The organism is Massilia luteola, from assembly GCF_034420155.1.
Classification (GTDB): Bacteria; Pseudomonadota; Gammaproteobacteria; order Burkholderiales; family Burkholderiaceae_D; genus Telluria; species Telluria luteola.
The window spans coordinates 17,541-40,627 of record NZ_JAXOFN010000006.1 but is presented as its reverse complement, the minus strand read 5'-3'; the positions used below and the strand labels follow the sequence as shown (position 1 = coordinate 40,627).

Here is a 23,087-nt window from a genome sequence, read left to right as displayed (position 1 = left end):
TAACGGTTTCACCCTTGTGATCGTTACGCCATGCGCAGCTTCATCCTGGGCTTCGTCATCGGCGTAAGCTGCCTGCAAACCGCCGCCACGCTGCCGTCGACAAAGCAGATGGCCGCCTGCGCTGCCGCCGCCGCGCTGCTCCTTCTGGCCTGCGCGTATGCGATCCGCCACCCGGCCGCGCGAATCGCTACCATCGCCAGCGCCGGCCTGCTGGCCGGCTTCACCTGGGCCGCGCTGCTGGCCCAAACGACGCTCGCGCCATCGCTCGCCCCGCGCGACGAAGGCCGCGACCTGCACATCGTCGGTATCGTCGAGACGCTGCCCTACCGCTTCGACCAGGGCGTGCGCTTCGACTTCCGCGTCGAACGCAGCCTCGATGCCGGCGTGGGCGTGCCGCCGCATGTGGCGTTGTCGTGGTATGCCGGCCGGCACGGCGCGGGTCGGGCCGTCGGCGACGTCCAGCCGGGCCAGCGCTGGCGATTGACGGTGCGCCTGCAGCACCCCCACGGGAACGCCAATCCGGGCGGATTCGATTACGAGGCGTGGCTGCTGGAGCAGGGCGTGCGCGCCACTGGCTATGTCCGTGCCGGCGACGACAACACGCAACTGAGCGCCTTCGTGGCCAGTCCGAGCGTGCTGGTCGAACGCGTGCGGGCGGCGCTGCGCGCGCGCATCCAGGACGCCCTCGCGGGCCGCACCTACGCCGGCGTCATCGTGGCGCTGGTGATCGGCGACCAGCGCGGCATCGACCAGGCCGACTGGCAGGTGTTCAACCGCACGGGCATCGGCCACCTCATTTCCATCTCCGGATTGCACATCACGATGATCGCGGGTCTCGCCGCGTGGGCCGTGTCGGCCTTGTGGCGCCGCTCGTTCTTCACGGGCGCGCGGCTGCCGTTGCTGCTGCCGGCGCAGAAGGCGGCGGCGCTGGCCGGGGCGATCGTCGCCTTGCTGTACGTGCTGCTGGCCGGCTTCGGCGTGCCGGCGCAGCGCACGCTGTACATGCTGTCGGTCGTCGCGCTGGCGTTGTGGATGGGGCGCCTGGCGGCCGTGTCGCACGTGTTGTGCGCGGCGCTCGGGGTAGTCGTGCTGCTCGATCCGTGGGCCGTGTTGTGGCCGGGGTTCTGGCTGTCGTTCGGGGCCGTGGCCGTCATCCTGTTCGCGGGACACGGCCGCATCGCGCCGCCGCCCGCCGGTCCGCGCGGCGCGCTGCTGCTGGCCGGACGCACGCAATGGGCCGTCACGGCGGGCCTGGTGCCCCTGACGCTGCTGCTGTTCGGCCAGGTGTCCGTCGTCAGCCCGCTCGCGAACGCGGTGGCGATCCCGGTCGTCAGCTTCGTCGTGACGCCGCTCGCGCTGGCGGGCAGCCTGACCCCCGGCCCGCCGGGCGACTGGCTGCTCCTGCTCGCGCACTGGGTCGTCGAGATGCTCGCCTGGCTGCTGCGCCACATGGCCGGCTGGCCGGGCGCCGTGTGGCGTGCGCCGGCGCCCCAGGCGTGGGTGTTCGCGCTGGGGCTGGGCGGCACGTTGTGGATGCTGATGCCGCGCGGATGGCCCCATCGCTGGGCCGGCGCCGTGGCGCTGCTGCCGATGTTGATGCAGCTTCCGGATCATCCGCCTGCCGGCACGTTCCGCGTGACGGCGTTCGACGTCGGGCAGGGCATGGCGCTGCTGGTCGAGACGGCAGGGCACCGCCTGCTGTACGACACCGGCCCCGCCTACGCGCCCGGCGCGGACGGCGGCAGCCGCGTGATCCTGCCGTACCTGCGCATGCGCGGCATCGCGACGCTCGACGGCATCGTCGTCAGCCACAGCGACACCGACCACACGGGCGGCGCGCTGGCGCTGCTGGAAGGCGTCGATGCCGGCTGGCTCGCATCATCGCTGCCGGACGGGCATCCGATCGTACGCGCGGCGCGCCGGCACGTGCGCTGCGTCGCCGGCCAGCACTGGGAATGGGATGGCATCGCGTTCGACATGCTGCATCCGACCGCGGCCAGTTACGCCGATGCGCGGCTGAAGACCAATGCGCGCAGCTGCACGCTGCGCATCAGCAATGGACACCGCACGTTGCTGCTGGCCGGTGACATCGAAGCAGCGCAGGAAGCGGCATTGCTCGGGCGCGCGCGCAACCGCCTGCGCGCGGACGTGCTGCTGGCGCCGCACCATGGCAGCGGCACGTCGTCGACGCTGGCGTTCCTGCAGGCGGTGCGGCCGGAGGTCGCGATCTTCCAGGTTGGATACCGTAACCGCTATCACCATCCAAAACCGGAGGTCTATGAGCGCTACGGCACGCTGGGCGTCGCGCGCTTGCGCACGGACGAAGCGGGCGCGCTGACGTTCGACTTCGGCACGGACGTCGGCTGGCGCAGCTATCGTGCCGAGCATGCGCGCTACTGGTACATGCGCTACGGTGTGGGTGACCGTGAATGACCTTGGGCCCCTGCCTTCGCGGGGGCGACGAACTTGCTCCCGGCGACACAAGTCAGTCGGATAGACTCCCGGTGCCGGTCAGGCGCGGCAGCGTGATGGTCATCCGCAGACCGCCTTCGGCGCGGTTCGCGGCCGAGATCCGGCCGCCGTGCGTCTCGACCACCCGCTTGGCGATGGCGAGACCGAGGCCGTGGCCATCGACGTTGTTGCGCGTGGGGTTCGAGCGGAAGAAGGGTTCGAACACGTCGCCCAGGTGTTCCGGCGCGATGCCCGGGCCCTGGTCGAGCACCTCGATGTGAACGAGGTCGCCGTCCGGATGCACGCACACGTCCACCCGGCCGCCGGCCCCGTGCTTGACGGCGTTGCGCACGATGTTTTCGACGGCGCTCCACAACAGGTCCGGCGCGGCGTGCACGGTGACCGGCTCCGGCGCGTCGACTTCGACGACCGCGCCGGCCTCGAAGCGGGCGTCGTCGGCGATCTGGTCGACCATCTCGACGAGATCGACGGGTTCCGTCGCAGGCAGCGTCGTCGACGCTTCCAGGCGCGACAGCGTCAGCAGCTCGCCGACGAGGCGGTCCATGCGCACGCTTTCCCGCTCGATGCGTTCCAGCGACGCCTGCAGGCGGTCGGGCTGCTGGTGCGCGAGGCCGATGGCTGCCTGCAGGCGCGCCAGCGGCGAACGCAGTTCGTGCGAGACGTCGTGCAGCAGGCGCCGCTGGCCCTCCATCAGCGCGCGCAACTGCGCGCTCATGCGGTCGAAGTCGTGGCCCAGTTCCGCCAGCTCGTCGCCGATCAGGCGCGGCCCGGCGTGCGCGAACCTCGGCGCGAGGTCGCCGGCGGCGGCGGCGTCGAAGGCGCGTTGCAGGGCGCGGATCGGGCGCGAAAAATACCAGGCGAGGAGCACGGCGAACAGCAGGCTGGCGAGCGTGGCGGCGACGATCGGCAGCCAGCGGCCCACGTGGCGGCCGAATTCCTGCGGCAGGCCGAACCAGCCGCCGCCCGGACCCCCAGGCCCGCCGTCCATGCGCGGGCCGGGACCGTCCGGACCACCGGGGCCACCGGGACCACCGGGGCCACCGACACCACCGGGGCCACCGACGCCACCGGGGCCACCGTCCATGCGCGGGCCGGGGCCGTCCGGGCCGCGCGGGGCGCCGTCGCGCGGGGCGGCATCCGGAGCTGGCCCGCCGGGCGGACCGAAGCCAGATTCGGCGCCGAATCCCGGCCGTGAGGGGCCGTCCATGCCCGGCACGTGCCAGGCGCGCGAGGCGAAGGCGACGTAGCGGCGGCCGTCGGCGCCGGTCAGGTGCGTGACGGCGTGTGAGGGACCGTCGCCGTTCAGGTTGCGCTCGACTTCCTCGCGCAGCTTGGCGGGCACGGGACGGTCGAGCAGTTCGTGGCCCTGCTCGTCGAGCACGTACAGATGCATGCGCCGGCTGCCGGCGGCCAGGTCGCGCAGGGCGTCGATGCCGCCGTGCTTGAGGGTGGCCGCGGCCGCGTCCAGCATGATCGTCGCGGGCGGGCTCGCGTCGAGCGTCGGTTCGCCGTTGCGCTGGCGCGCCTGGTCGCGCAGCCACAGGGTGCCGCCGATGCCGATCGTGGCAGCCACCTGGGCCAGCAGGATGGACAGGAAGAACTTCCAGAACAACCGGCCCATCGCTACTCGCGGATCAGCTGGTAGCCGAGACGGTAGACGGTCTGCAGGCAGGAACGGCCGTCGGCCAGCGTGCCGAGCTTATGGCGCAGGCTGGACAGGTGGACGTCGATGTTGCGGTCGAAGCGGGCCAGCGGCCGGCCCAGGCCCTGCTCGGACAGGTCGCTCTTGCTGACGGGGCGGCCGGCGTTGCGGGCCAGGACTTCGAGCAGGTTGAATTCGGTGCTGGTCAGGTCCAGCGGCCGGCCTTCCCACATCGCGCGGCGCTGTTCCGGCAGCATGGTCAGCTTGCCGACGGTGAGCGTGATGCCGGGGCCGTCGTTCGGCGAGCTTTGCGTGCGGCGCAGGATGGCGCGCACGCGTGCCGTGAGTTCGCGCGGCGTGCAGGGTTTCGTGACGTAGTCGTCGGCGCCCAGTTCGAGGCCGAGGATGCGGTCGGCGTCGTCGCCGCGGCCGGTCAGCATCAGGATCGGCATGCGGCTGGCGGCGCGGATGCGGCGCAGCGTCTCGATGCCGTTCATGCGAGGCATCATCACGTCGAGGATGGCGATCGCGTACTGGCCGGACAACGCTTCGCGCGCGCCGGTCTCGCCGTCGTGGGCGCAGGCGACGCGAAAGCCTTCCTGCTCCAGGTATTCGGAGAACATGCCAACGAGTTCGGTGTCGTCGTCGATGAGTAGGACTTGGTTCATGCTCGCATCTTAGCGCAGGGCGGCCGCGCCGGCCACGGCGGCCGGATTCTCTTTACCTCGTTTTACATGGTGATAACACCTTTTAACGCGGAGGAATCCGACAATGGCGTCTCCAAACAAAAAGGATGACAGACATGAAACTCACAAGCCTTTCCGCGGCGGCCGCGCTGCTCGCCGCCTGCGTCACCACCACCTGCGCCGTCCCGGCCTTCGCCGCCGGCGCGGCCGATGCGCCGCCGGCCGTTGGGCAGCCGGGTCCCGAGAATGATCATGGACGCGGTCACGAGCGCGGCCCGGAAGGATTCGGTTTCGGCGGCCACGGACCCGGCGCGCCGGGTCCGGACATGCCCTTCGACCGCATGCCGCCGCTGCACGGCCTGAAGCTCAGCGAGGCGCAGCAGGACAAGCTGTTCGCCATCATGCACGCCCAGGCACCGGAGCGCCGCGAGTACGACAAGGCGATCCGCAAGGCGCACGAGGCCTTGCGCGACCTGGGCCGCGCCGACAGGTTCGACGACGCGAAGGCCAGTGCGCTGGCGCGCGACCTGGGCCAGGCCGTCGCCGCCGACGCGCTGCTGCGGGCCCGCACGGAGGCGCAGGTGCTGGCCGTGCTGACGCCCGAGCAGCACGAGCAGATGCGCCAGCGCCGCATGCGCGGACGCGACGCGGGCGCGCGCGCGGACGGCCCGCCGGACCGCCGCTGAGCCGGTCGCCGAGGCCGTCGCCGCATGCGGCGCGACCGCGCCGCATGTAGGCGTTTCCCTCTAAACCCCGGAAGGTAATGACATTACAATGGGCCTCGTTCCGACTCTACGCAGCCGCGTCATTCCCTTTCCGATGCCCCAGCCATTACTCCATTTCACCCACGGGAACAGCTATCCGGCGGGATCGTACGGCCGCCTGCTCGACGAGCTGCGGCGCGATTTCGACGTCCGCACGACGGACATGCTGGGCCACGATCCCCGTTACCCGGTGCGCGACAACTGGCACACGCTGATCGATGAACTGACCGCGCAACTGGAGATCTACGGCCGGCCCGCGATCCTCGTCGGGCATTCGCTGGGCGGCGCGGTGAGCATGCTGGCGGCGCACCGGCGTCCCGACCTGGCGCGCTGCGTCGTGATGCTGGATTCGCCCGTCGTCGCGGGCTGGCGCGCGGGCGTGTGGCGCCTCGTGAAGGCGCTGGGGCTGCGCGAACGGCTGTCGCCCGGCGGGATCGCGCGGCGCCGGCGCAACGTGTGGCCGTCGCGCGCGGCCGCCTACGAACATTTCATCGCGAAGCCGATCTTCCAGGCCTGGGCGCCGGGCGCGCTGGACGATTATCTGGACCACGGCTTGAGGCCGCATCCGGACGGCGTCCAGCTGCGCTTCGACCGCGACGTCGAGGCGGCGATCTACAGCACGCTGCCGCACGATATGGACCGTGCGCTGCGCGGGCCGTTTCCCGTGCCGGTCGGCTTCATCGCGGGCACCGATTCCGCCGAGCTGCGCCAGGCCGGCCTGGACGCCACGCGCCGGCTCGTCGGCGACAATTTCGTGACCATCGAGGGCACGCACCTGTATCCGATGGAAAGGCCGCAGCAGACGGCGCAGCTGACGCGCGAGATGATCGCGCGGCTGTTGTCGCAGGCGGAGGAAAAAGCCGGTCGCCCGGCGGCGCTTTTCGCCTAGGCTGCTACGCTTTCGCGTAGAATTGCGGGATTGTTATCCCAATCTTTTTAGAAAAGAAGCCCAGCGATGAGTATCAAGAGCGACAAATGGATACGCCGGATGGCGGACGAACACGGCATGATCGAACCGTTCTCGCCGAAACAGGTGCGCGAGACGGACGGCCGCAAGATCATTTCGTGGGGCACGTCCTCATACGGCTACGATATCCGCTGCGCCGATGAATTCAAGGTGTTCACGAACATCAACAGCACCATCGTCGACCCGAAGAACTTCGATTCGAATTCCTTCGTCGACGTGAAGAGCGACGTGTGCATTATCCCGCCGAACTCGTTCGCGCTGGCCCGCACGATCGAATATTTCAAGATCCCGCGCAACGTGCTGACCGTCTGCCTGGGCAAGTCGACCTATGCCCGCTGCGGCATCATCGTCAACGTGACGCCATTCGAGCCGGAATGGGAAGGCTATGTGACGCTCGAGTTCTCGAACACGACGCCGCTGCCGGCCAAGATCTACGCGGGCGAAGGCTGCGCGCAGGTGCTGTTCTTCGAGAGCGACGAGGTGTGCGAGACGTCGTACAAGGACCGCGGCGGCAAGTACCAGGGGCAGCATGGGGTGACGTTGCCCAAGGCCTGATTGGAACAAGGGGCCGCGGCCCCTTTTTTTACGTCCGGCGCCGCCGTCCCCAGCGCCAACCCGCGAGCAGCACGCCGGCCGCCAGCATCGCCGCGGCCGGTGGCTCGGACACCGGCGACGCGGGCGCAAGCCCGAAGGCGCTGAGCGTCGTGATCTGGTAAAAGCCGATGTTGCCGTCGTACGGGTTGTCGGCGACGATGGCGAAATCGTGGTCGTAGCCGTTCACGCGGTCGAGCACGAGACTGTCCGTCACGAGGCCCTGGAACGCGAACAGCGTGGAGAACCGGGCGAAATCGCCATCGGGATCGCCGGTGCTGTCGACGCGCAGATGGCCGCTCAGGGTCAGGCGCGCATGGCCCGGCACGTCGACGAATGCGGTGGTCGTCGCGGTGGCCTCGGCCGTGTGCTCGTCGTATTCGGCGTGCCCGAACGTTGCGGCCGCGTGGATGTCGTCGAAGAGGCCCGCGATGCGGACCGTCGCGGCGCCGCTGTCGAGCAGCGACGTCACGTGCGTGGGCAGGCGCGACCCGTAGTCGGCATCGGGTTCGCTGTCGTGGTGGGCGTCGACGCGGGCGCCGGCGCGGACCGCGTCGCTGAGACTCCACGTGGCGTTCCGCCAGGCGACGGGCAGCGTACTGCCGTCGATCGTGGAGACCATGCTGAGGCGCAGGTCGGTCAAGTCGACGACGGCGCCGGACTGGGCAAACACGGGCGCGCAGCAGAGCAGGGACAGCGTCAGGACGGCGGCGCGCGGGAGTGGCAGATGCATGACGGACCTCGCTTCGCGTCCGAGGGGGACGCAGTGCCGGTCATTATCCACGGGACCGGGCCGGCGCCGCGCACCTTAGCGCTGGGCAAGCGCATAAAAAAAGCCCGGATCGCTCCGGGCTCATGACCTGCGGGGCTGGCGTCAGTCCTGCTGGACGCAATCCACGAAGTACCCCAGCTTGCCGTCGATCTCGCGCTTGACGAGGCCGTGCACGTCGGTCTCGAAGCCCGGGAAGCGCTCGTTGAAATCGCGCGCGAAGCGCAGGTAATCGACGATGGTCTTGTTGAAACGCTCGCCCGGAATCAGCAGGGGAATGCCCGGCGGATAAGGCGTCAGCAGGATCGCCGTGATGCGGCCTTCCAGGTCCTCGATGGCCACGCGCTCGATCTCGCGGTGCGCCATCTTCGCAAACGCGTCCGACGGCTTCATCGCCGGGATCATGTCCGACAGGTACATCTCGGTCGTCAGGCGGGCGACGTCGCGCGACTTGTAGAAGTCGTGGATCTGCTGGCACAGGTCGCGCAGGCCCCACGATTCGTAGCGCGGGTTCGCGGCCGTGAATTCCGGCATGATGCGCCACATTGGCTGGTTGCGGTCGTAGTCGTCCTTGAACTGCTGCAGGGCGGTGAGGAGCGTGTTCCAGCGGCCTTTCGTGATGCCGATCGTGAACATGATGAAGAACGAATACAGGCCGCACTTCTCGATGATCACGCCGTGCTCGGCGAGGTATTTCGTGACGATCGACGCCGGGATGCCGGAGGCGCCGAACGAGCCGTCCAGCGACAGGCCGGGCGTGACGACCGTGGCCTTGATCGGGTCCAGCATGTTGAAGCCTTCGGCCAGGTTGCCGAAGCCGTGCCAGTCGTCGTCGGCGTGGATCATCCAGTCGGCCTGCGTGCCGATGCCTTCGGCGCTGAAGTCCTGCGGACCCCAGACCTTGAACCACCAGTCGTCGCCGTAGTCCTGGTCGACCTTCTGCATCGCGCGGCGGAAGTCGAGCGCTTCGAAGATCGATTCCTCGACGAGCGCCGTGCCCCCAGGCGCTTCCATCATCGCGGCGGCGACGTCGCACGACGCGATGATCGAGTACTGCGGCGACGTCGACGTGTGCATCAGGTAGGCTTCGTTGAACGCGTCCTGGTCGAGCGCGACGGTCTCGGATTCGCGCACGAGCACCTGCGACGCCTGCGACAGGCCGGCCAGCAGCTTGTGCGTGGACTGCGTCGAGAAGATCATCGACTGCTTCGCGCGCGGGCGGTCGCGGCCGATCGCGTGCATGTTGCGGTAGAAGTCGTGGAACGTGGCGTGCGGCAGCCAGGCTTCGTCGAAGTGCAGCGTGTCGATCTCGCCGTCCAGCAGTTCGCGCAGCGTCTCCACGTTGTAGACGACGCCGTCGTAGGTCGACTGCGTGATCGTCATGATGCGCGGCTTCTTGTTCTTGGCCTCGCGTGCGAACGGATTCGCTTCGATCTTCCTGCGGATCGACTCCGGCGAGAACTCCGCCAGGGGGATCGGACCGATGATGCCGAGGTTGTTCCGGGTCGGCATCAGGAACACGGGGATCGCGCCGCACATGATGATCGAGTGCAGGATCGACTTGTGGCAGTTGCGGTCGACGACGACGATGTCGCCCGGCGCCACGGTCGAGTGCCACACCATCTTGTTCGACGTCGACGTGCCGTTGGTGACGAAGTAGCAGTGGTCGGCGTTGTAGATGCGCGCGGCGTTGCGCTCCGACTTGGCGACGGGACCGGTGTGGTCGAGCAGCTGGCCCAGTTCCTCGACGGCGTTGCAGACGTCGGCGCGCAGCATGTTCTCGCCGAAGAACTGGTGGAACATCTGGCCGATCGGCGACTTGAGGAACGCGACGCCGCCCGAGTGGCCAGGGCAGTGCCACGAGTACGAGCCGTCGTTCGCGTAGTGGACCAACGCGCGGAAGAACGGCGGCGCCAGGCTGTCCAGGTAGGCCTTCGCTTCGCGGATGATGTGGCGCGCGACGAATTCCGGCGTGTCCTCGAACATGTGGATGAAGCCGTGCAGCTCCTTCAGGATGTCGTTCGGGATGTGGCGGCTGGTGCGGGTCTCGCCGTAGATGTAGATCGGGATGTCCGAGTTCTTGTGGCGGATCTCCTGCACGAAGGCGCGCAGGCCGCTGAGCGCGAAGTTGGTTTCCTCGATGGTGCCGCCGCCGAATTCCTCGTCGTCGATCGACAGCACGAAGGCCGAGGCGCGCGACTGCTGCTGGGCGAACTGCGACAGGTCGCCATAGCTGGTCAGGCCCAGCACTTCCATGCCTTCTTTTTCCATCGCCGCGGCCAGTGCGCGAATGCCGAGACCGGACGTGTTCTCGGAACGGAAATCCTCGTCAATGATGACGATTGGGAAACGAAATTTCATGGACAGCTCCAAAGCGAAGCGCCGTGCGCGCCGCCCATCCGGAAGTGGAAGGCGGCCGGGCACGGCACCGGAAAAATGAAGAAGCGGATTTTCGCAGAAATTGCGTGGTCCCGTGCAAAAATTTTTAATAGGTTATCTACACGGGCGCGATCGTGGCGCACTCTTGTTTAACGGCGACGACGGCGGCCGATGCCGAAGCGCCGGGACCCCGGTAGGGTGGGGTTCCCCGAGCCCACGCGCGATGCCAATGCGGCGCTGCCGGGGTGAACGGCGCCCACTGCCGGTGGCTGTGCGGCGCGTGTCATGGTATTACTCGACCTTGTCGTAGGTGACGATGGCGTAATCGACGTCGGCCGTCGGTGAATGCAGGGGCTCGTTCGACACGGCCGTCCACGCGCCGCCGTCGATCTCGGGGAAGAACGTGTCGCAGCGGTAGACCTTGTCGATGTGCGTGACGATCAGCCGGTCGGCGACGCGCATCGCCTCCGCGAAGATCTGGGCGCCGCCGATGATGCTGGCGGACCCGTCGCCGGCGAGGGCGACCGCTTCCTCGAGCGAACCCGCCGTCTCCACGCCGTCGTGGCGCCAGTCGCGGTTGCGCGTGACGACGATGTTGCGCCGTCCCGGCAGCGGCCGGCCGATCGATTCGAACGTCTTGCGCCCCATGATGATCGGATGGCCGAGGGTCACGCGCTTGAAGTGCGCGAGGTCCTCGGGCAGGTGCCACGGCAGCTTGCTGTCGATGCCGATGCCGCGGTTGGCATCCATGGCGACGACGATGGACAGGTGGTTGGCCATGAAACCTCCTCAGACGGCGACGGGCGCCTTGATGGCGGGGTGCGGATCGTAGCCGACGATCTCGAAGTCGTCGAAGGTGTAGTCGAACAGGGACGCGGGCTTGCGCTTGATGACGAGCTTGGGCAGCGGGCGTTCGGCGCGCGACAATTGCAGTTCGACCTGCTCCATGTGGTTCGAGTACAGGTGGCAGTCGCCGCCGGTCCAGACGAAATCGCCGACGTCCAGGCCCGCCTGCTGGGCCATCATGTGCGTGAGCAGCGCGTACGACGCGATGTTGAACGGGACGCCGAGGAAGATGTCGGCGCTGCGCTGGTACAGCTGGCACGAGAGCTTCCCGTCCGCGACGTAGAACTGGAACAGCGCGTGGCACGGCGGCAGCTTCATCTGCGGGATGTCGGCCACGTTCCACGCGGAGACGATCATGCGGCGCGAGTCCGGATTATGCCTGATCTGGTCCAGCACCTGGCTGATCTGGTCGATGTGGCCGCCCGCCGGCGCCGGCCAGCTGCGCCACTGGTAGCCGTAGATGGGACCGAGCTCGCCGTTCGCGTCCGCCCATTCGTCCCAGATCGACACGCCGTTGTCCTTGAGGTAGGCGATGTTGGTGGAGCCGGCCAGGAACCAGATCAGTTCATGGATGATCGACTTCAGGTGCAGCTTCTTCGTGGTCACCAGCGGGAATCCGTCCCGCAGGTCGAAGCGCATCTGGTGGCCGAACACGGAGCGGGTGCCGGTGCCGGTGCGGTCGGTTTTGACCGTGCCATGGTCCAGCACATGGCGCATCAGGTCGAGGTATTGACGCATCGGTGTGGCTCGCAATGAAAGATTGAAAACCCGCGCATTTTAACCGATCGCGGCGGCGCGCCGCATGACGATGCTTACACGCCGCGGTCCACCGCGGCCGCCAGCAGCGCGACGGCTTCGCGCACGCGGCCGTCCGGCGTGTCCAGGAGGTTGTCGCCCACATACACCTCGAAGAACGAGGTGTCCGGCAGCGCGCCGTGGTTCACGCGGTTGAACGTCCAGATGCCGTGGTCGCGCGCCAGGTCGCGGCGGATCTCCAGCGCGCGATCGCGGCTCACGGGCAGATGCACGTGCAGCATATTGGCCTGCGGCCGGGCCGGATTCACGCGCAGCACCGGGTGGTCGCGCAGCACGTCGTACAGGAAGCCGGTCCGCTCGAAGTAAGCGGGCATGGCCGCCAGCCGCTGCTCGAACTGCATCGCGGCCGCGACCACGTACGGAGAGCGGTGGATGACGTTGCCGCCCTGGCGCTTGAACCATTCGGCCGCCTGCGCCACGAAGGCGCGGCTGCCGGCCAGCATGGCGCCGCCGAGGCCGCCGATGCCCTTGTACAGCGATGTATAGACGGTGTCGAAGCCGGCCGCGATCTCGGCCACCGGGCGGCCGTAGCCCGCCGCCGCTTCCCACAGGCGCGCACCGTCCATGTGCAGGTGAATGCCGTGCGTGCGGCAGTGCGCCTTGATGGCCTGCAGGTCGTCCCAGTCCGAGAGCTGGCCGCCGATCTCGCGCATGGGAATCTCCAGCGCGACGGCGGACAGCCGGTCGGGCAGGTTGACGATGTCCGCCGCGGCCCATGGCCGGTGCGGGTCGCCGACGCGCAGCGCGTCGAAATGCCCGAGAAGCTGGTAGTTGGAACGCTCGTGGACGAAGATGTGCGCGGTCGGATGCAGTGCCACCGGGGCGCGGCCGCGGGCGTCGGCGGCGAGGCGCAGGGTGGTCACCTGGGCCAGCGTGCCGCTGATGCAGAACACGGCGGCCTCGAAGCCGAGCAGCTCGGCCACGCGCCGCTCGAAGCCCTGGATCAGGGCGCCGTCGCCATACGTGTCGTGGGCGATGCCGTTGGCTTCGCACCAGGCGGCCATGGCGGCGAACATCTCGGCCGGGGTGCGGGCGCGGTGGCCGGGGAAAACGGTGGTGCAGCGGGCGAGCAGTTCGGTATCGGTCAATCGGGACTCCTGGGATGGGCGGCCCGCGCTACTCTACACCCAGGCGGGCCGGCGCGGAAGGGCGCGGCCGGCGCTTGGCCCGGCGGCGACGCACGCGTCGCGGGCACGGGGTGCCCGCCCTACGGCACGGTCCGATCAGTACTGCGCGAGCGCGGGGCGGGCCGTGGCCGGCTGCTGGTCCAGCTTGAACAGGCGCACGGCGCGCGCCAGCTGGTCGGCCTGTTCCTGCATGGCCTGGGCGGCGGCGCTGGCTTCCTCGACGAGGGCCGCGTTCTGCTGGGTGACCTGGTCCATCTCGCCGATCGAGCGGTTGATGTGCTCGATGCCGGTGCTTTGTTCCGCGTTCGCCGTGCTGATGCGCGCCATGATGGCGGTGACCTTCTCGGCGCTGGCCAGGACCTCGGTCATCGTGACGCCCGCTTCCTGCACGATGCGGCTGCCGGCGTCGACTTCCGCCGTCGACGCGACGATCAGGCCCTTGATCTCCTTCGCCGCCGCGGCGCTGCGCTGGGCGAGGTTGCGCACCTCGGTCGCCACGACGGCGAAGCCGCGGCCCTGCTCGCCGGCGCGGGCCGCCTCGACGGCCGCGTTGAGCGCGAGGATATTGGTCTGGAACGCGATGCCGTCGATGACGCCGATGATGTCGCCGATCTTGCCGGACGACGCCTTGATCGTGTTCATCGTGTCGATCACCTGGTGCACCATGCGGCCGCCTTCCTGCGCGACCATCGAGGTGTTCACGGCCAGCTGGTTCGCTTCGTGGGTGTCGCCCGCGTTGCGGCGCACGGTTGCCGTCAGGTCCTGCATCGAGTTCGCGGTCGAGGCCAGGTTGGCGGCCTGTTGCTCGGTGCGCGCGCACAGGTCCAGGTTGCCGGTCGAGATTTCTCCGGACGCGCCCGCGATCTGCTCGGCGCCGCTGCGCACCTTGCCCACGACCGCCGACAGGCTGCTGCTGATATTGTTCATCGCTTCGGCCAGCAGGCCGATCTCGTCCTTGCGGTCGACGTCCATGCGCACGCTCAGGTCGCCCTCGGCGATGCGCACGGCGGCGTCGCGCGCCCGCACGAGCGGCCGGGTGACGGTGCGCGTCATCACGACGTGCAGGATGGCGGCGAAGATCGCGAGCGCGGCGAGGCCGATCACGATGTAGCGGTTGCGCAGGCGTGCCGCTTCCTTCGTGATCTCGTCCTCGTACGTGCCGCCGGCGATCAGCCAGTTCCAGTCCTTGAACAGCGTGTACGCGGCCACCTTCGTGCGCGGCGCCGTTTCGCCGGCCTCCGCGTTCTGCCACGGATAGGTCATCAGGCCGTGCTGGGTGTCGAGCATCTCCTTGATGAATTCGCGGCCGCTGGCGTCGCGGCTGCCCAGGATGTTCTTGCCTTCCTTGACGGGGTGGACGATCAGGTCGCCGTAGGTCTTGCCGGGCGTGGCGTCCAGCACGAAGTAATAACCGGTGTCGCCGACCTTCATCTTCTTGATGCGGTCGCGCAGCGCGTTGATGTTGGCCTCGACGTCCAGGCCGATGTACAGGATGCCGATCACCTTGCCGGAGGCGTCGTGGATCGGCTCATAGTCGGTGATGAACGGCTTGCCGAACAGCTTGACCAGGCCGACGTAGGCCTTGCCGGCACGGATGGCGGCATACGCGGGGCTCGCGTGGTCGAGGATCGTGCCGACGGCGCGGTCGCCGTTTTCCTTTTTCACGGACGTGGTGACGCGCACGTAGTCGTCGCCGCTGACGACGAAGACCGAGGCGTTGCCGCCGGTCTGGCGGGTGAAGGCGTCGGGCAGCGTGAAGTCGAGGTTCAGCGGCTTGCCCGCGATGCTCAGCGTCGGCACCTGCTTGTCGCCGACCGCGACCATCTTGCTGTCGTCGCGCGTGAATTCGCCGGCGAACTGCGATGCGAAGATACGGCCGTAGCCGACGGCCTGGCTCTTCATGACGTTGTCGAACATCTCGACGGCGTTCACGACGCTCTGCAGCTCGGACTCGACGTTGGCGATGGCGCGCGCATGCAGCATCGAGGACGTCGTCCAGGTGATGGTGAAGACGAGGCCGGCGAGGATGACGCCGACGAGCGCGAACGTAAAGGCCGTGATCTTGGAGCCGACGGTCAAGTTGGCGACGCTGAACGATTTGGTGTTCATGGGAAGTTTGGGAAGCTGTGGCGTTGCGCTATCGTACGCCAACTATCCCTGCGGCAACAAAAGTGTGTCGCTTTTCCGATGTGTTCATGCAACAAAATTTTGCCGGAATGGCACGATTCGCCGCGAAACCACCTCCAGGCTTGTCGCGCCGTCAACTCAATGCTCGACGTGCACGTTGTGAAACTGCAAAGCCGCCAGGTTCGCGTAAATGCCGCCGAGCGCCACGAGCGACGCGTGCGTCCCCGTCTCGACGATGCGGCCGTCCTCCATCACGATGATGCGGTCCGCGCGCTGCACGGTGGCCAGGCGGTGCGCGATGATCAGCGTCGTGCGGCCCACCATGGCCGCTTCGAGCGCGCGCTGCACGAGGCGTTCCGATTCCGCGTCGAGGGCGCTGGTCGCTTCGTCCAGCAGCAGCAGCGGCGGGTTCTTCAGCAGGGCGCGCGCGATCGCGATGCGCTGGCGCTGGCCGCCGGACAGCCGCACGCCGCGTTCGCCCAGGTACGATTCATAGCCTTGCGGCAGGCGCTCGATGAATTCGTGCGCGGCCGCCAGCTTCGCCGCGGCGACGACTTCGGCGTCCGTCGCGTCGGCACGGCCGTAGCGGATGTTTTCCAGCGCGTTGGCCGAGAAGATCACCGTGTCCTGCGGGACGATGCCGATGGCCTCGCGCAGCACGTGCAAATCGAGGTCGCGGATGTCGACGCCGTCGAGGCGGATCGTGCCCGACTGCGGGTCGTAGAAGCGCAGCAGCAGCTGGAACAGCGTCGTCTTGCCGGCGCCGGACGGGCCGACCACGGCCACCGTTTCGCCGGGCTTCACGTCGAGGCCGACGTGGTCCAGCGCGGCCGTGTCGGGGCGCGACGGGTAGGAGAACTGCACGTTCGCTAGGTTCAGCGAGGCGCCGCCCGCCGTGCGCGCGGGCAGCGGCGTCGGGTGCGCCGGGTTGCGGATGCTTGACTGCACGGCCAGCAGTTCCAGCAGGCGTTCGGTGGCGCCGGCCGCGCGCTGGGCCTCGCCCATCACTTCGGACAGCGCGCCGATCGCGCCGGAGACGATCGACGCGTACAGGATGAACTGGCCGAGGTCGCCGCCCGTCATGCTGCCTTCCAGTACGGCGTGCGCGCCCAGCCACAGCACGAACACGATGGCGCCGAATATGAGCGCGATCGCGAGCATCGTGAGGATGGCGCGGGCGCGGATGCGCCGCATCGCCGTCGCGAACGCGTCCTCGACGGACGCGCCGAAGCGCCGGGCCTCGATCTTTTCGTGGGTGAACGCCTGCACGGTCGGCATGGCGTTGAGGATCTCGCCGGCCATCGCCGACGCGTCCGCGATGCGGTCCTGCGAATCGCGCGACAGCTTGCGCACGCGCCGGCCGTACAGCACGATCGGCACGACGACCAGCACCAGCAGGCCGAGGATGATCGACGTCAGCCTCGCGCTCGTCACGAACAGCATCGCGAGGCCGCCCACGAACAGCAGCGTGTTGCGCAGCGCGAGCGAGATGCTGGTGCCGACGACACTCTGGATGAGGGTCGTGTCCGTGGTCAGGCGCGACAGCACCTCGCCGCTGCGCGTGGTCTCGAAGAATGCCGGGCTTTGCTCGACGACGTGGCGGTAGACGGCGCTGCGGATGTCGGTCGTCACGCGCTCGCCCAGCCACGACACCATGTAGAACCTGGCCGCCGTCGCGACCGCGAGCACCGCGGCCACGCCGAACAGCGCAAGGAACGTGGTGTTGACGCTGGCGGCGCTCGCGGCGCCACCCTTCGCGCCGAAGCCGTGGTCGATCATCTGCTTGAACGCATACGGGATCGCGAGCGTGGCGCTGGCCGCGACGAGCAGGGCGATGCCCGCGAACAGGAACTGGCGGCGGTACGGCCGCAGGAAGGGCAGCAGGCCTTTCAGGGCGGCGAGGGCGCCCTTGCGCGTCGCGGGGGACGGGGCCGGGCCGGCTGGCGTGGGTCGGGTGTCGGTGGTGGAACCGTTGCTCATGTCGTTATTCTTTGTTCGTGGTGTTGCGGATGCTTGCGTGTTCATAGCTTCATGGCCGATACATAGCCCGTCAGTTCGAGGTAGCCGCGTCCGGCGGGCCGGCCGTCGCGGCGCACGGTCACGGCGCCTTCCCAGTACACGGACCCGGTCGAGCGGCGTGAATCGAGTTCCTGGTCCGGCAGCAGGGGCTCGATGCGCCATTGCGTCGCGCCGGTCGTCAGCAGGGTCGCCACCGGGTAGGCGGCGTTCGTGCGGGGCGAGGTCCAGGTCCGCTCCGGCGCGAAGCGCACCTGGTCCGGCCCGTACTGCGTCACGCGCGAGTCGGCGTCGCGCCAGGTCGCGTGGGCCCACAGTGTACTACCATCCCTGGCGCGGATCCGGAAGGCCATGAGGGCGCCGCCGTCATCGAGGTTGATGCCGGTCCAGTCCCACCCCGCGGCGCTCGCGTCCAGCACCTGGCTGGACCATTCGTGGTCGAGCCACGCGGTGCCCGTCACGGCCTGCTTGCGGCCGGCGCGGACGATCTCGCCGTCCACCTGCAAGTGCGGCTCGCTGTAGTAATAGCTGGCGTGGCCGGCCTGCGGGCCTTTCTGCGAATAGCCGGCGTCGCCCTGCAGCAGCATGGGTTGCGTGGGGGCGAGGCGCAGCGTGAACGACAGGTCGCCCGCGCGCACGACGACGCGGTAACGGCCGTCGGGTTCGCGGCGCATGCTCCAGTCGTCCAGCTTGACGTCCGTCGTGCCGGTGTCGGCATAGGCCAGGCCGAAGCCGGCGCGGGCGCTGCGCTGGTCGTGCACGAGGTGGCCGAGCGCCGGATCGGACAGCGCCGCGTGGCCGATGATCAGCTGCTTCGGCGCGAACGCGCTCGGGTTGGCGGGATCGGTCTCCGTGCGGCTGCGGAAGAACGTGACCTGGAAGCCGAGCGGCTTGCCGTCGGGCGTCCGCAGCCATCCGGTCGCGTACCACCATTCCGTGCGGTAGTCGGGATGCGCGCCGTAGTCGGCGGGGAACGTCAGGGCCCGCCCCGGCGTGACCGTTGCGAACGCCGGCGGCGCGGCGTGGGCGCAGGCCGCCGCAAGCAGCCACACGAGCAGGATGCGCAGCACCAGCATCACCAGTCCTCCCGCACGGCGCGCACGGGCCCGCCGGACAGCGCGTAGCGGCCCGACACCAGCGCCGTCGCGACGGAGGCCGCCACCAGCACGGCGGCCACGCTGGCGAGCAAGGGCCACGGCAGGTGCAACTGCATCGTCCAGTGGAACGATTGCGGATTGACGACGTAGACGAGGATCAGGCTGATGACGAGCCCCAGCACGAACCCGGTCAGTACCCCCAGCGCCGTCAGCGCGCCGCCTTCGACGGCGAGGATGCCCAGCACCTGGCGCCGCGTGACGCCCACATGGCGCAGCATGCCGAATTCCTTGGCGCGCGCCAGCGTCTGCGCGGAGAACGTGGCCGCCACGCCGGACAGGCCGATGGCGATGGCGATCGCTTCCAGCAGGTACGTGACGGCGAAGCTGCGGTCGAAGATCTTGAGGCTCATGGCGCGGATGTCGCCGGGACGCGCCATCTGCAGCGCGGCGCCGAACGGCAGGCGGCGCAGCGCGCCCTCGATCTGCGCGGTATCCGTGCCGGGCGCGGCCCACAGGGCGGCATCCGTGACGGTCGTATCGCCCGTCAGCGCGCGGTAGTCGGCCAGGCGCACGACGGCGGATCCGGTCTGGCTGGCATAGTCGCGCCAGACGCCGGCGATGAAGAACGGCTGCGGACGGCCGCCCAGCGGCAGCGTCAGCGTCTGGCCGACCTTCAACCGGTACAGGTCCGTCATCGCTTCCGAGATCCACATGGGGCGGCGGCCGGCCGGTATCGGGGCCGTGGCGCCGACGAGGGCGAGCATGCGGCCGGGGTCCTGCGCATCGATGTCGCGCGCCACGAGCACGATGTTCGGACGCGCGGGATCGAGCGACAGGGGGCGGGTGCGCAGGAAGGCGCTGCGCGCGACGCCCGGCACGGCGGCCAGCGCGGCCTGTTCGCGCGGACCGAACCCGCCGGTGTTGCCGCCGCCGCTGCTGCGCACGTACAGGTCGGCCGGCAGGATGTGCAGGATCCAGTCGTCGACGGAGACGCGGAAGCTGGCGACCATGATGCCCATCGCGACCATCAGGCTGAAGCTCGCCAGCACGCCGCCCAGCGCGATCGACGCCTGGCCCGGCGCGTTGGCGAGGCGCGCCAGGGTCAGCGCCAGCACGGGCGAATGCTCTTCCCGTCGGCGCAACAGTCGGTCGAGCAGGCGGAACGCGGATGCGGCCAGCCGCGGCATCAGGCCGATGCCGCCCACGAGCAGCAGGGCGACGGCAAAGTAGCCGAACAGCGGCAACCCGAACACGGGCGGGGCGAACGCGCAGGCGCCCGCCGCCAGCAGGCAGGCGAGCGACGGCCAGACGCGGTTCAGGCGCTCCAGCGCCGTCTCGTCGTTGCCGGATTTGAGCGCGATCGCGGGCCGCGCGCGTGCGGCCTCCAGGGCCGGGGCCGCGCAGCCGAGCAGGGCGACGCCCAGGCCCAGGCCGAAGTAGACGAGGGCGGCGCCGGGTGCGAACGCGACGCGCGGCTTCACGCCGGGGAAGTAGCCGGCGCCGAGGTCGCCGCCGAACAGCGCCAGCGCGGCCGCCGCGAGACCGTAGCCGGCCGCGATGCCGAGCAGCGCGCCGAGCACGCCCAGGATCGCGCCTTCGAGCAGCACCTGGCGCAGCAGGGCGCGCCGTTCCAGGCCGAGCACGCGCAGCAGCGCGAACTGGCCGCGCCGGCGCAGCACGGACAGCGCCTGCGTGGAAAACACGAGGAATGCGCCGGTAAATAATGCGACCAGCGCCAGCACCGTCAGGTTCACGCGGTAGGCGCGGCTGAGGTTATTGCTGCGGCTTTCCTGGTTGGCATCGCCCGGCCGGCCAACCGTGAAGCGGCCCGGATAATCGCGCTCGAGCTCCGCCGCCAGCGCCCGTTCGAACGCGCCGCGGTCGACGCCGTCGCGCAGTTTCAGGTCGATGCGCGACAGCTTGCCGGTGAGATGAAAACGCCACTGCAGCGCGCCGATGTCCATCACGCCGAGGCGCTGGCCGCTGCGCGCGCGCAGGATCGGGCCCGCCACGCGCAGGCGCAGGTCGTGCGTGCCGGCGCGCACGGCGATGGTGTCGCCGCGCGCCTTGCCCAGCCACGCCTGCGCGGCCGGGGACAGGAACACGGCGTCGTCGGCCAGCACGTCGTACGGGTGGTCGGCGTCCGGCACGCCCATCAGGTCGGGCGCGATGTAGCCGGCGCGGAAGGCGTCGAGGCCGACGATCTTGAGCGCGCCCGCCGTCTTTCCATTCTCGTCCGAGCGCGCCGCGTCCACCTCCAGCACGGGCGACGCGAGCGCGACGCCTTCATGCGTGGCGAGGCGCGGATAGATGTCTTCGTCGAACAGCGCTTCGCGGCCCGTCACCTGGACGTCGGCCTGGCCGGACAGGCTGTGCACGGCCGCGTTGAATTCGTTGAACGCGGCCGCGTTGATCAGGTGGATCGCAAAACCCATCGCCACGCCGACGGCGATGGCGACGACGGCCAGCACGGCACGCATCGGATGCGCGCGCCATTCGCCGAACAGCAGCCAGCGCGACAGCGTGTTGATGCCGGACGTCACGCCGGACATTCCACCGCCATCGCCTCGCGTGCCCGTTGCGCCCGGCGCTGCGCCGCCACGCGGCCGCGGCCCGTCAGGCGTGCGGCGTCTTCCTCGGCCCATTGCCGGCGCAGGTGCAGGCGTGCGCATTGCTTGCGGTGCGCGGCGGCGGCGCGGGCCGTGCGCGCGTCCGCCTTGTCGCTGCGCCGCTGTTCCTGTTCGCGTGCGAGACGCAGCTTTTCCAGCTCGACGAGCGTGCGCGCATCGCGCGTGGCGACCGTCTCCGCGCCTTCGGGGCGGATGCCGGCCGGCGGCGGCAGTTCGACGGACTTGCCCTGCGCGCAGGGGCGGTCCGCATAGGTCGTGCGGCCCTCGTGCGTGCATTTGTAGACGGGTTGGGCGAAGGCGCCGGACAGGACGCCGGCGGCCAGCAGGGGGATTAAGCGCTTCATGACGATCTCCCGGTCACAGGATTTTACCGGGGTTCATGATGCCGAGCGGGTCCAGGGCCGCCTTGATGGCACGCATCAGGTCCAGTTCGACCGCGGATTTGTAGCGCGGGAGTTCGTCCCGCTTCAGCGCGCCGACGCCGTGTTCGGCCGAGATCGAGCCGCCGTGCGCCGCCGCGCTGTCGTGCACGATGCGGTTGATGGGGCCCTGCTGCGCGAGGAAATCGTCGTGGCGGATGCCTTCCGGCGGCGCCACGTTGTAGTGCAGGTTGCCGTCGCCCAGGTGGCCGAAGCAGACCACCTGCACGCCCGGATATGCCGCGTCGAGCCGGGCGTCCGTCGTCTCGATGAAATCGGCGATGCGCGAGATCGGCACGGAGATGTCGTGCTTGATGTTCTTGCCGGCCGCCGCCTGCGCGAGCGGGATGTGCTCGCGGATGGCCCACAGCGCGCGCGACTGGGCGATCGACGTCGCGACGACGGCGTCCTGCGCAACGCCGTCTTCCAGTGCCCGTTCGATGGCGCGCTCCAGCAGCGCGACGCCGTGTGCCTCCGATTCGTGGCTCGACAATTCGAGCAGGGCGTACTGCGGATAGCGTTCCGGGAACGGCTGCGGCAGGTCGGGGAAGTGGGCGGCGACGAGGCGCAGGCTGACGTCGCTCATCAATTCATAGCCCGTCAGCGTGGGGCCGCACGCCGCTTCGACGAGTTTCAGCAGCGCCAGTGCATCGCGCGGGCTGGCCAGCGCGACGAGCGCGGTGATCGCCGCCTTCGGCTGCGGAAACAGCTTCAGCACGGCCGCCGTGATGATGCCGAGCGTGCCTTCCGCCCCCACGTACAGGTCGCGCAGGTCGTAGCCGGTGTTGTCCTTGCGCAGGCCGCGCAGCGCGTCCCACACGTCGCCCTGCGCCGTGACGACTTCCAGGCCCAGGCAGAGTTCTCTCGTGTTCCCGTAGCGCAGCACGCCGGTGCCGCCCGCATTGGTGGACAGGTTGCCGCCGATGGTGCAGCTGCCCTCGGCCGCCAGCGACAGCGGGAACAACAGGCAGTGTGCGCTCGCCGCCTGCTGGATGTCGTGCAGGATGCAGCCGGCGTCCACCGTCATCGTGCGGTTGAAGGTGTCGACGCCGCGGATGCGGTCGAGGCGCCGCAGCGACAGCACGATGGCATCGCCGCTGGCGTCCGGCACGCTGCCGAGCACGAGGCCCGTGCGGCCGCCCTGCGGGACGACCGGTACGCGCAGGTCGCGGCACAGGCGCACGACGGCCGCGACTTCCGCCGTGTTCGCGGGGCGGACGACGGCGCGCGCGCGCCCCGTGAAGCGGCCGCGCCAGTCGGTGAGGTACGGGGCGGTGTCGTGGTCGTCGACGAGGACGTTCGCCTGGCCGACGATGGCGCTGCAGCGTTCGATGAAGCCGTCAGTCATGCGGTACTTTGACCTTGTCGAGCAATTCCTTGGCCATCTTCTGGGCCTGCTTCTTGTACGGGCGCAGGTACAGCAGGGCGAACAGGAAGTAGGCGCAGACGAGCAGGGTCTCGCCCAGGGCCATCATGCGCGAGATGTCCGTGCGGTCGCTCCAGGCGCGCACGATGCCTTCGACCAGGTAGATCAGGATCACCATCGACGACCATTGCAGCGTGTACAGGTCGCGCTTGAGCACGCCGCGCAGCGGCAGCAGCAGCGGCAGGGCCTTGAGCGCCAGCAGCGAGCCGCCCGGATGCAGCGGCGCGACGGCGATTTCCCACGCGAGCAGCCAGGCGAACAGGATGACCAGGCTGGTCACCGCGCCCGTATGAAACACCCTTAGCGTTTGCAT

At 69.2% G+C, this 23,087-nt stretch carries 18 protein-coding genes; 4 read left to right on the top strand and 14 right to left on the bottom strand.

The features are described from left to right. The first annotated feature begins 30 nt into the window (after positions 1-30). The gene (locus U9J41_RS09210; protein WP_322401894.1) at positions 31-2,433 is read left to right on the top strand and encodes a DNA internalization-related competence protein ComEC/Rec2; all 2,403 of its coding nucleotides are present in this window, start codon (positions 31-33) and stop codon (positions 2,431-2,433) included. 52 nt (positions 2,434-2,485) lie between these two features. Here the strand turns inward: U9J41_RS09210 and U9J41_RS09205 are convergent, their stop codons facing one another. After that, positions 2,486-4,093, bottom strand: coding sequence for a sensor histidine kinase (locus U9J41_RS09205; protein WP_322401893.1), 1,608 nt, complete (start codon positions 4,091-4,093; stop codon positions 2,486-2,488). A gap of 2 nt (positions 4,094-4,095) precedes the next feature. Continuing rightward, positions 4,096-4,782 carry a response regulator transcription factor gene (locus U9J41_RS09200; protein WP_322401892.1) on the bottom strand — a complete coding sequence of 229 codons (687 nt, stop codon included), beginning with the start codon at positions 4,780-4,782 and terminating at the stop codon, positions 4,096-4,098. A gap of 134 nt (positions 4,783-4,916) precedes the next feature. Between U9J41_RS09200 and U9J41_RS09195 the strand changes: the two genes are divergently transcribed. The 3 genes from U9J41_RS09195 (at position 4,917) to dcd (ending at position 7,086) form a co-directional block, all read left to right on the top strand. Further along, positions 4,917-5,486 (top strand): Spy/CpxP family protein refolding chaperone, encoded by a 570-nt coding sequence (locus U9J41_RS09195; protein ID WP_322401891.1) that lies wholly within the window; start codon positions 4,917-4,919, stop codon positions 5,484-5,486. A gap of 133 nt (positions 5,487-5,619) precedes the next feature. After that, positions 5,620-6,453: an alpha/beta fold hydrolase gene (locus U9J41_RS09190; RefSeq protein ID WP_322401890.1), complete on the top strand. Its 834-nt coding sequence runs from the start codon at positions 5,620-5,622 to the stop codon at positions 6,451-6,453. Between the two features lie 66 nt (positions 6,454-6,519). Next, entirely contained in the window at positions 6,520-7,086 is a 567-nt protein-coding gene (gene dcd, locus U9J41_RS09185; protein ID WP_322401889.1) for a dCTP deaminase, read from the top strand. A gap of 28 nt (positions 7,087-7,114) precedes the next feature. Here dcd and U9J41_RS09180 read toward each other — a convergent pair whose 3' ends face one another. The 12 genes from U9J41_RS09180 to U9J41_RS09125 form a co-directional block, all read right to left on the bottom strand. Further along, on the bottom strand, positions 7,115-7,855 hold the full coding sequence (locus U9J41_RS09180) for a hypothetical protein (protein ID WP_322401888.1): 741 nt from the start codon (positions 7,853-7,855) through the stop codon (positions 7,115-7,117). A gap of 141 nt (positions 7,856-7,996) precedes the next feature. After that, the gene (locus tag U9J41_RS09175; RefSeq protein WP_322401887.1) at positions 7,997-10,252 is read right to left on the bottom strand and encodes an arginine/lysine/ornithine decarboxylase; all 2,256 of its coding nucleotides are present in this window, start codon (positions 10,250-10,252) and stop codon (positions 7,997-7,999) included. Between the two features lie 309 nt (positions 10,253-10,561). Continuing rightward, positions 10,562-11,050: a dihydrofolate reductase gene (locus U9J41_RS09170; RefSeq protein ID WP_322401886.1), complete on the bottom strand. Its 489-nt coding sequence runs from the start codon at positions 11,048-11,050 to the stop codon at positions 10,562-10,564. 9 nt (positions 11,051-11,059) lie between these two features. Further along, entirely contained in the window at positions 11,060-11,854 is a 795-nt protein-coding gene (gene thyA / locus U9J41_RS09165) for a thymidylate synthase (RefSeq protein WP_322401885.1), read from the bottom strand. A 74-nt stretch (positions 11,855-11,928) separates the two neighbouring features. After that, on the bottom strand, positions 11,929-13,020 hold the full coding sequence (locus U9J41_RS09160; protein ID WP_322401884.1) for a threonine aldolase family protein: 1,092 nt from the start codon (positions 13,018-13,020) through the stop codon (positions 11,929-11,931). 135 nt (positions 13,021-13,155) lie between these two features. Then, a complete protein-coding gene (locus U9J41_RS09155; protein WP_322401883.1) occupies positions 13,156-15,168 on the bottom strand; it encodes a methyl-accepting chemotaxis protein in 2,013 nt (670 codons plus the stop codon). 156 nt (positions 15,169-15,324) lie between these two features. Beyond that, a complete protein-coding gene (locus U9J41_RS09150) occupies positions 15,325-17,166 on the bottom strand; it encodes an ABC transporter transmembrane domain-containing protein (RefSeq protein WP_322401882.1) in 1,842 nt (613 codons plus the stop codon). Positions 17,167-17,207: 41 nt separating this feature from the next. Then, the gene (locus tag U9J41_RS09145; RefSeq protein ID WP_322401881.1) at positions 17,208-18,278 is read right to left on the bottom strand and encodes a lipocalin-like domain-containing protein; all 1,071 of its coding nucleotides are present in this window, start codon (positions 18,276-18,278) and stop codon (positions 17,208-17,210) included. Beyond that, a complete protein-coding gene (locus U9J41_RS09140; protein ID WP_322401880.1) occupies positions 18,278-20,851 on the bottom strand; it encodes an FtsX-like permease family protein in 2,574 nt (857 codons plus the stop codon). The genes U9J41_RS09145 and U9J41_RS09140 overlap by 1 nt, the downstream gene beginning before the upstream one ends. Further along, a complete protein-coding gene (locus tag U9J41_RS09135) occupies positions 20,839-21,273 on the bottom strand; it encodes a DUF4124 domain-containing protein (RefSeq protein WP_322401879.1) in 435 nt (144 codons plus the stop codon). Before U9J41_RS09135 ends, U9J41_RS09140 begins: the two co-directional genes overlap by 13 nt. A 13-nt stretch (positions 21,274-21,286) precedes the next feature. After that, positions 21,287-22,696: an FAD-binding oxidoreductase gene (locus tag U9J41_RS09130; RefSeq protein WP_322401878.1), complete on the bottom strand. Its 1,410-nt coding sequence runs from the start codon at positions 22,694-22,696 to the stop codon at positions 21,287-21,289. Beyond that, complete coding sequence (locus U9J41_RS09125; protein ID WP_322401877.1) at positions 22,689-23,087, bottom strand: DUF2069 domain-containing protein; 399 nt, start codon at positions 23,085-23,087, stop codon at positions 22,689-22,691. The genes U9J41_RS09130 and U9J41_RS09125 overlap by 8 nt, the downstream gene beginning before the upstream one ends.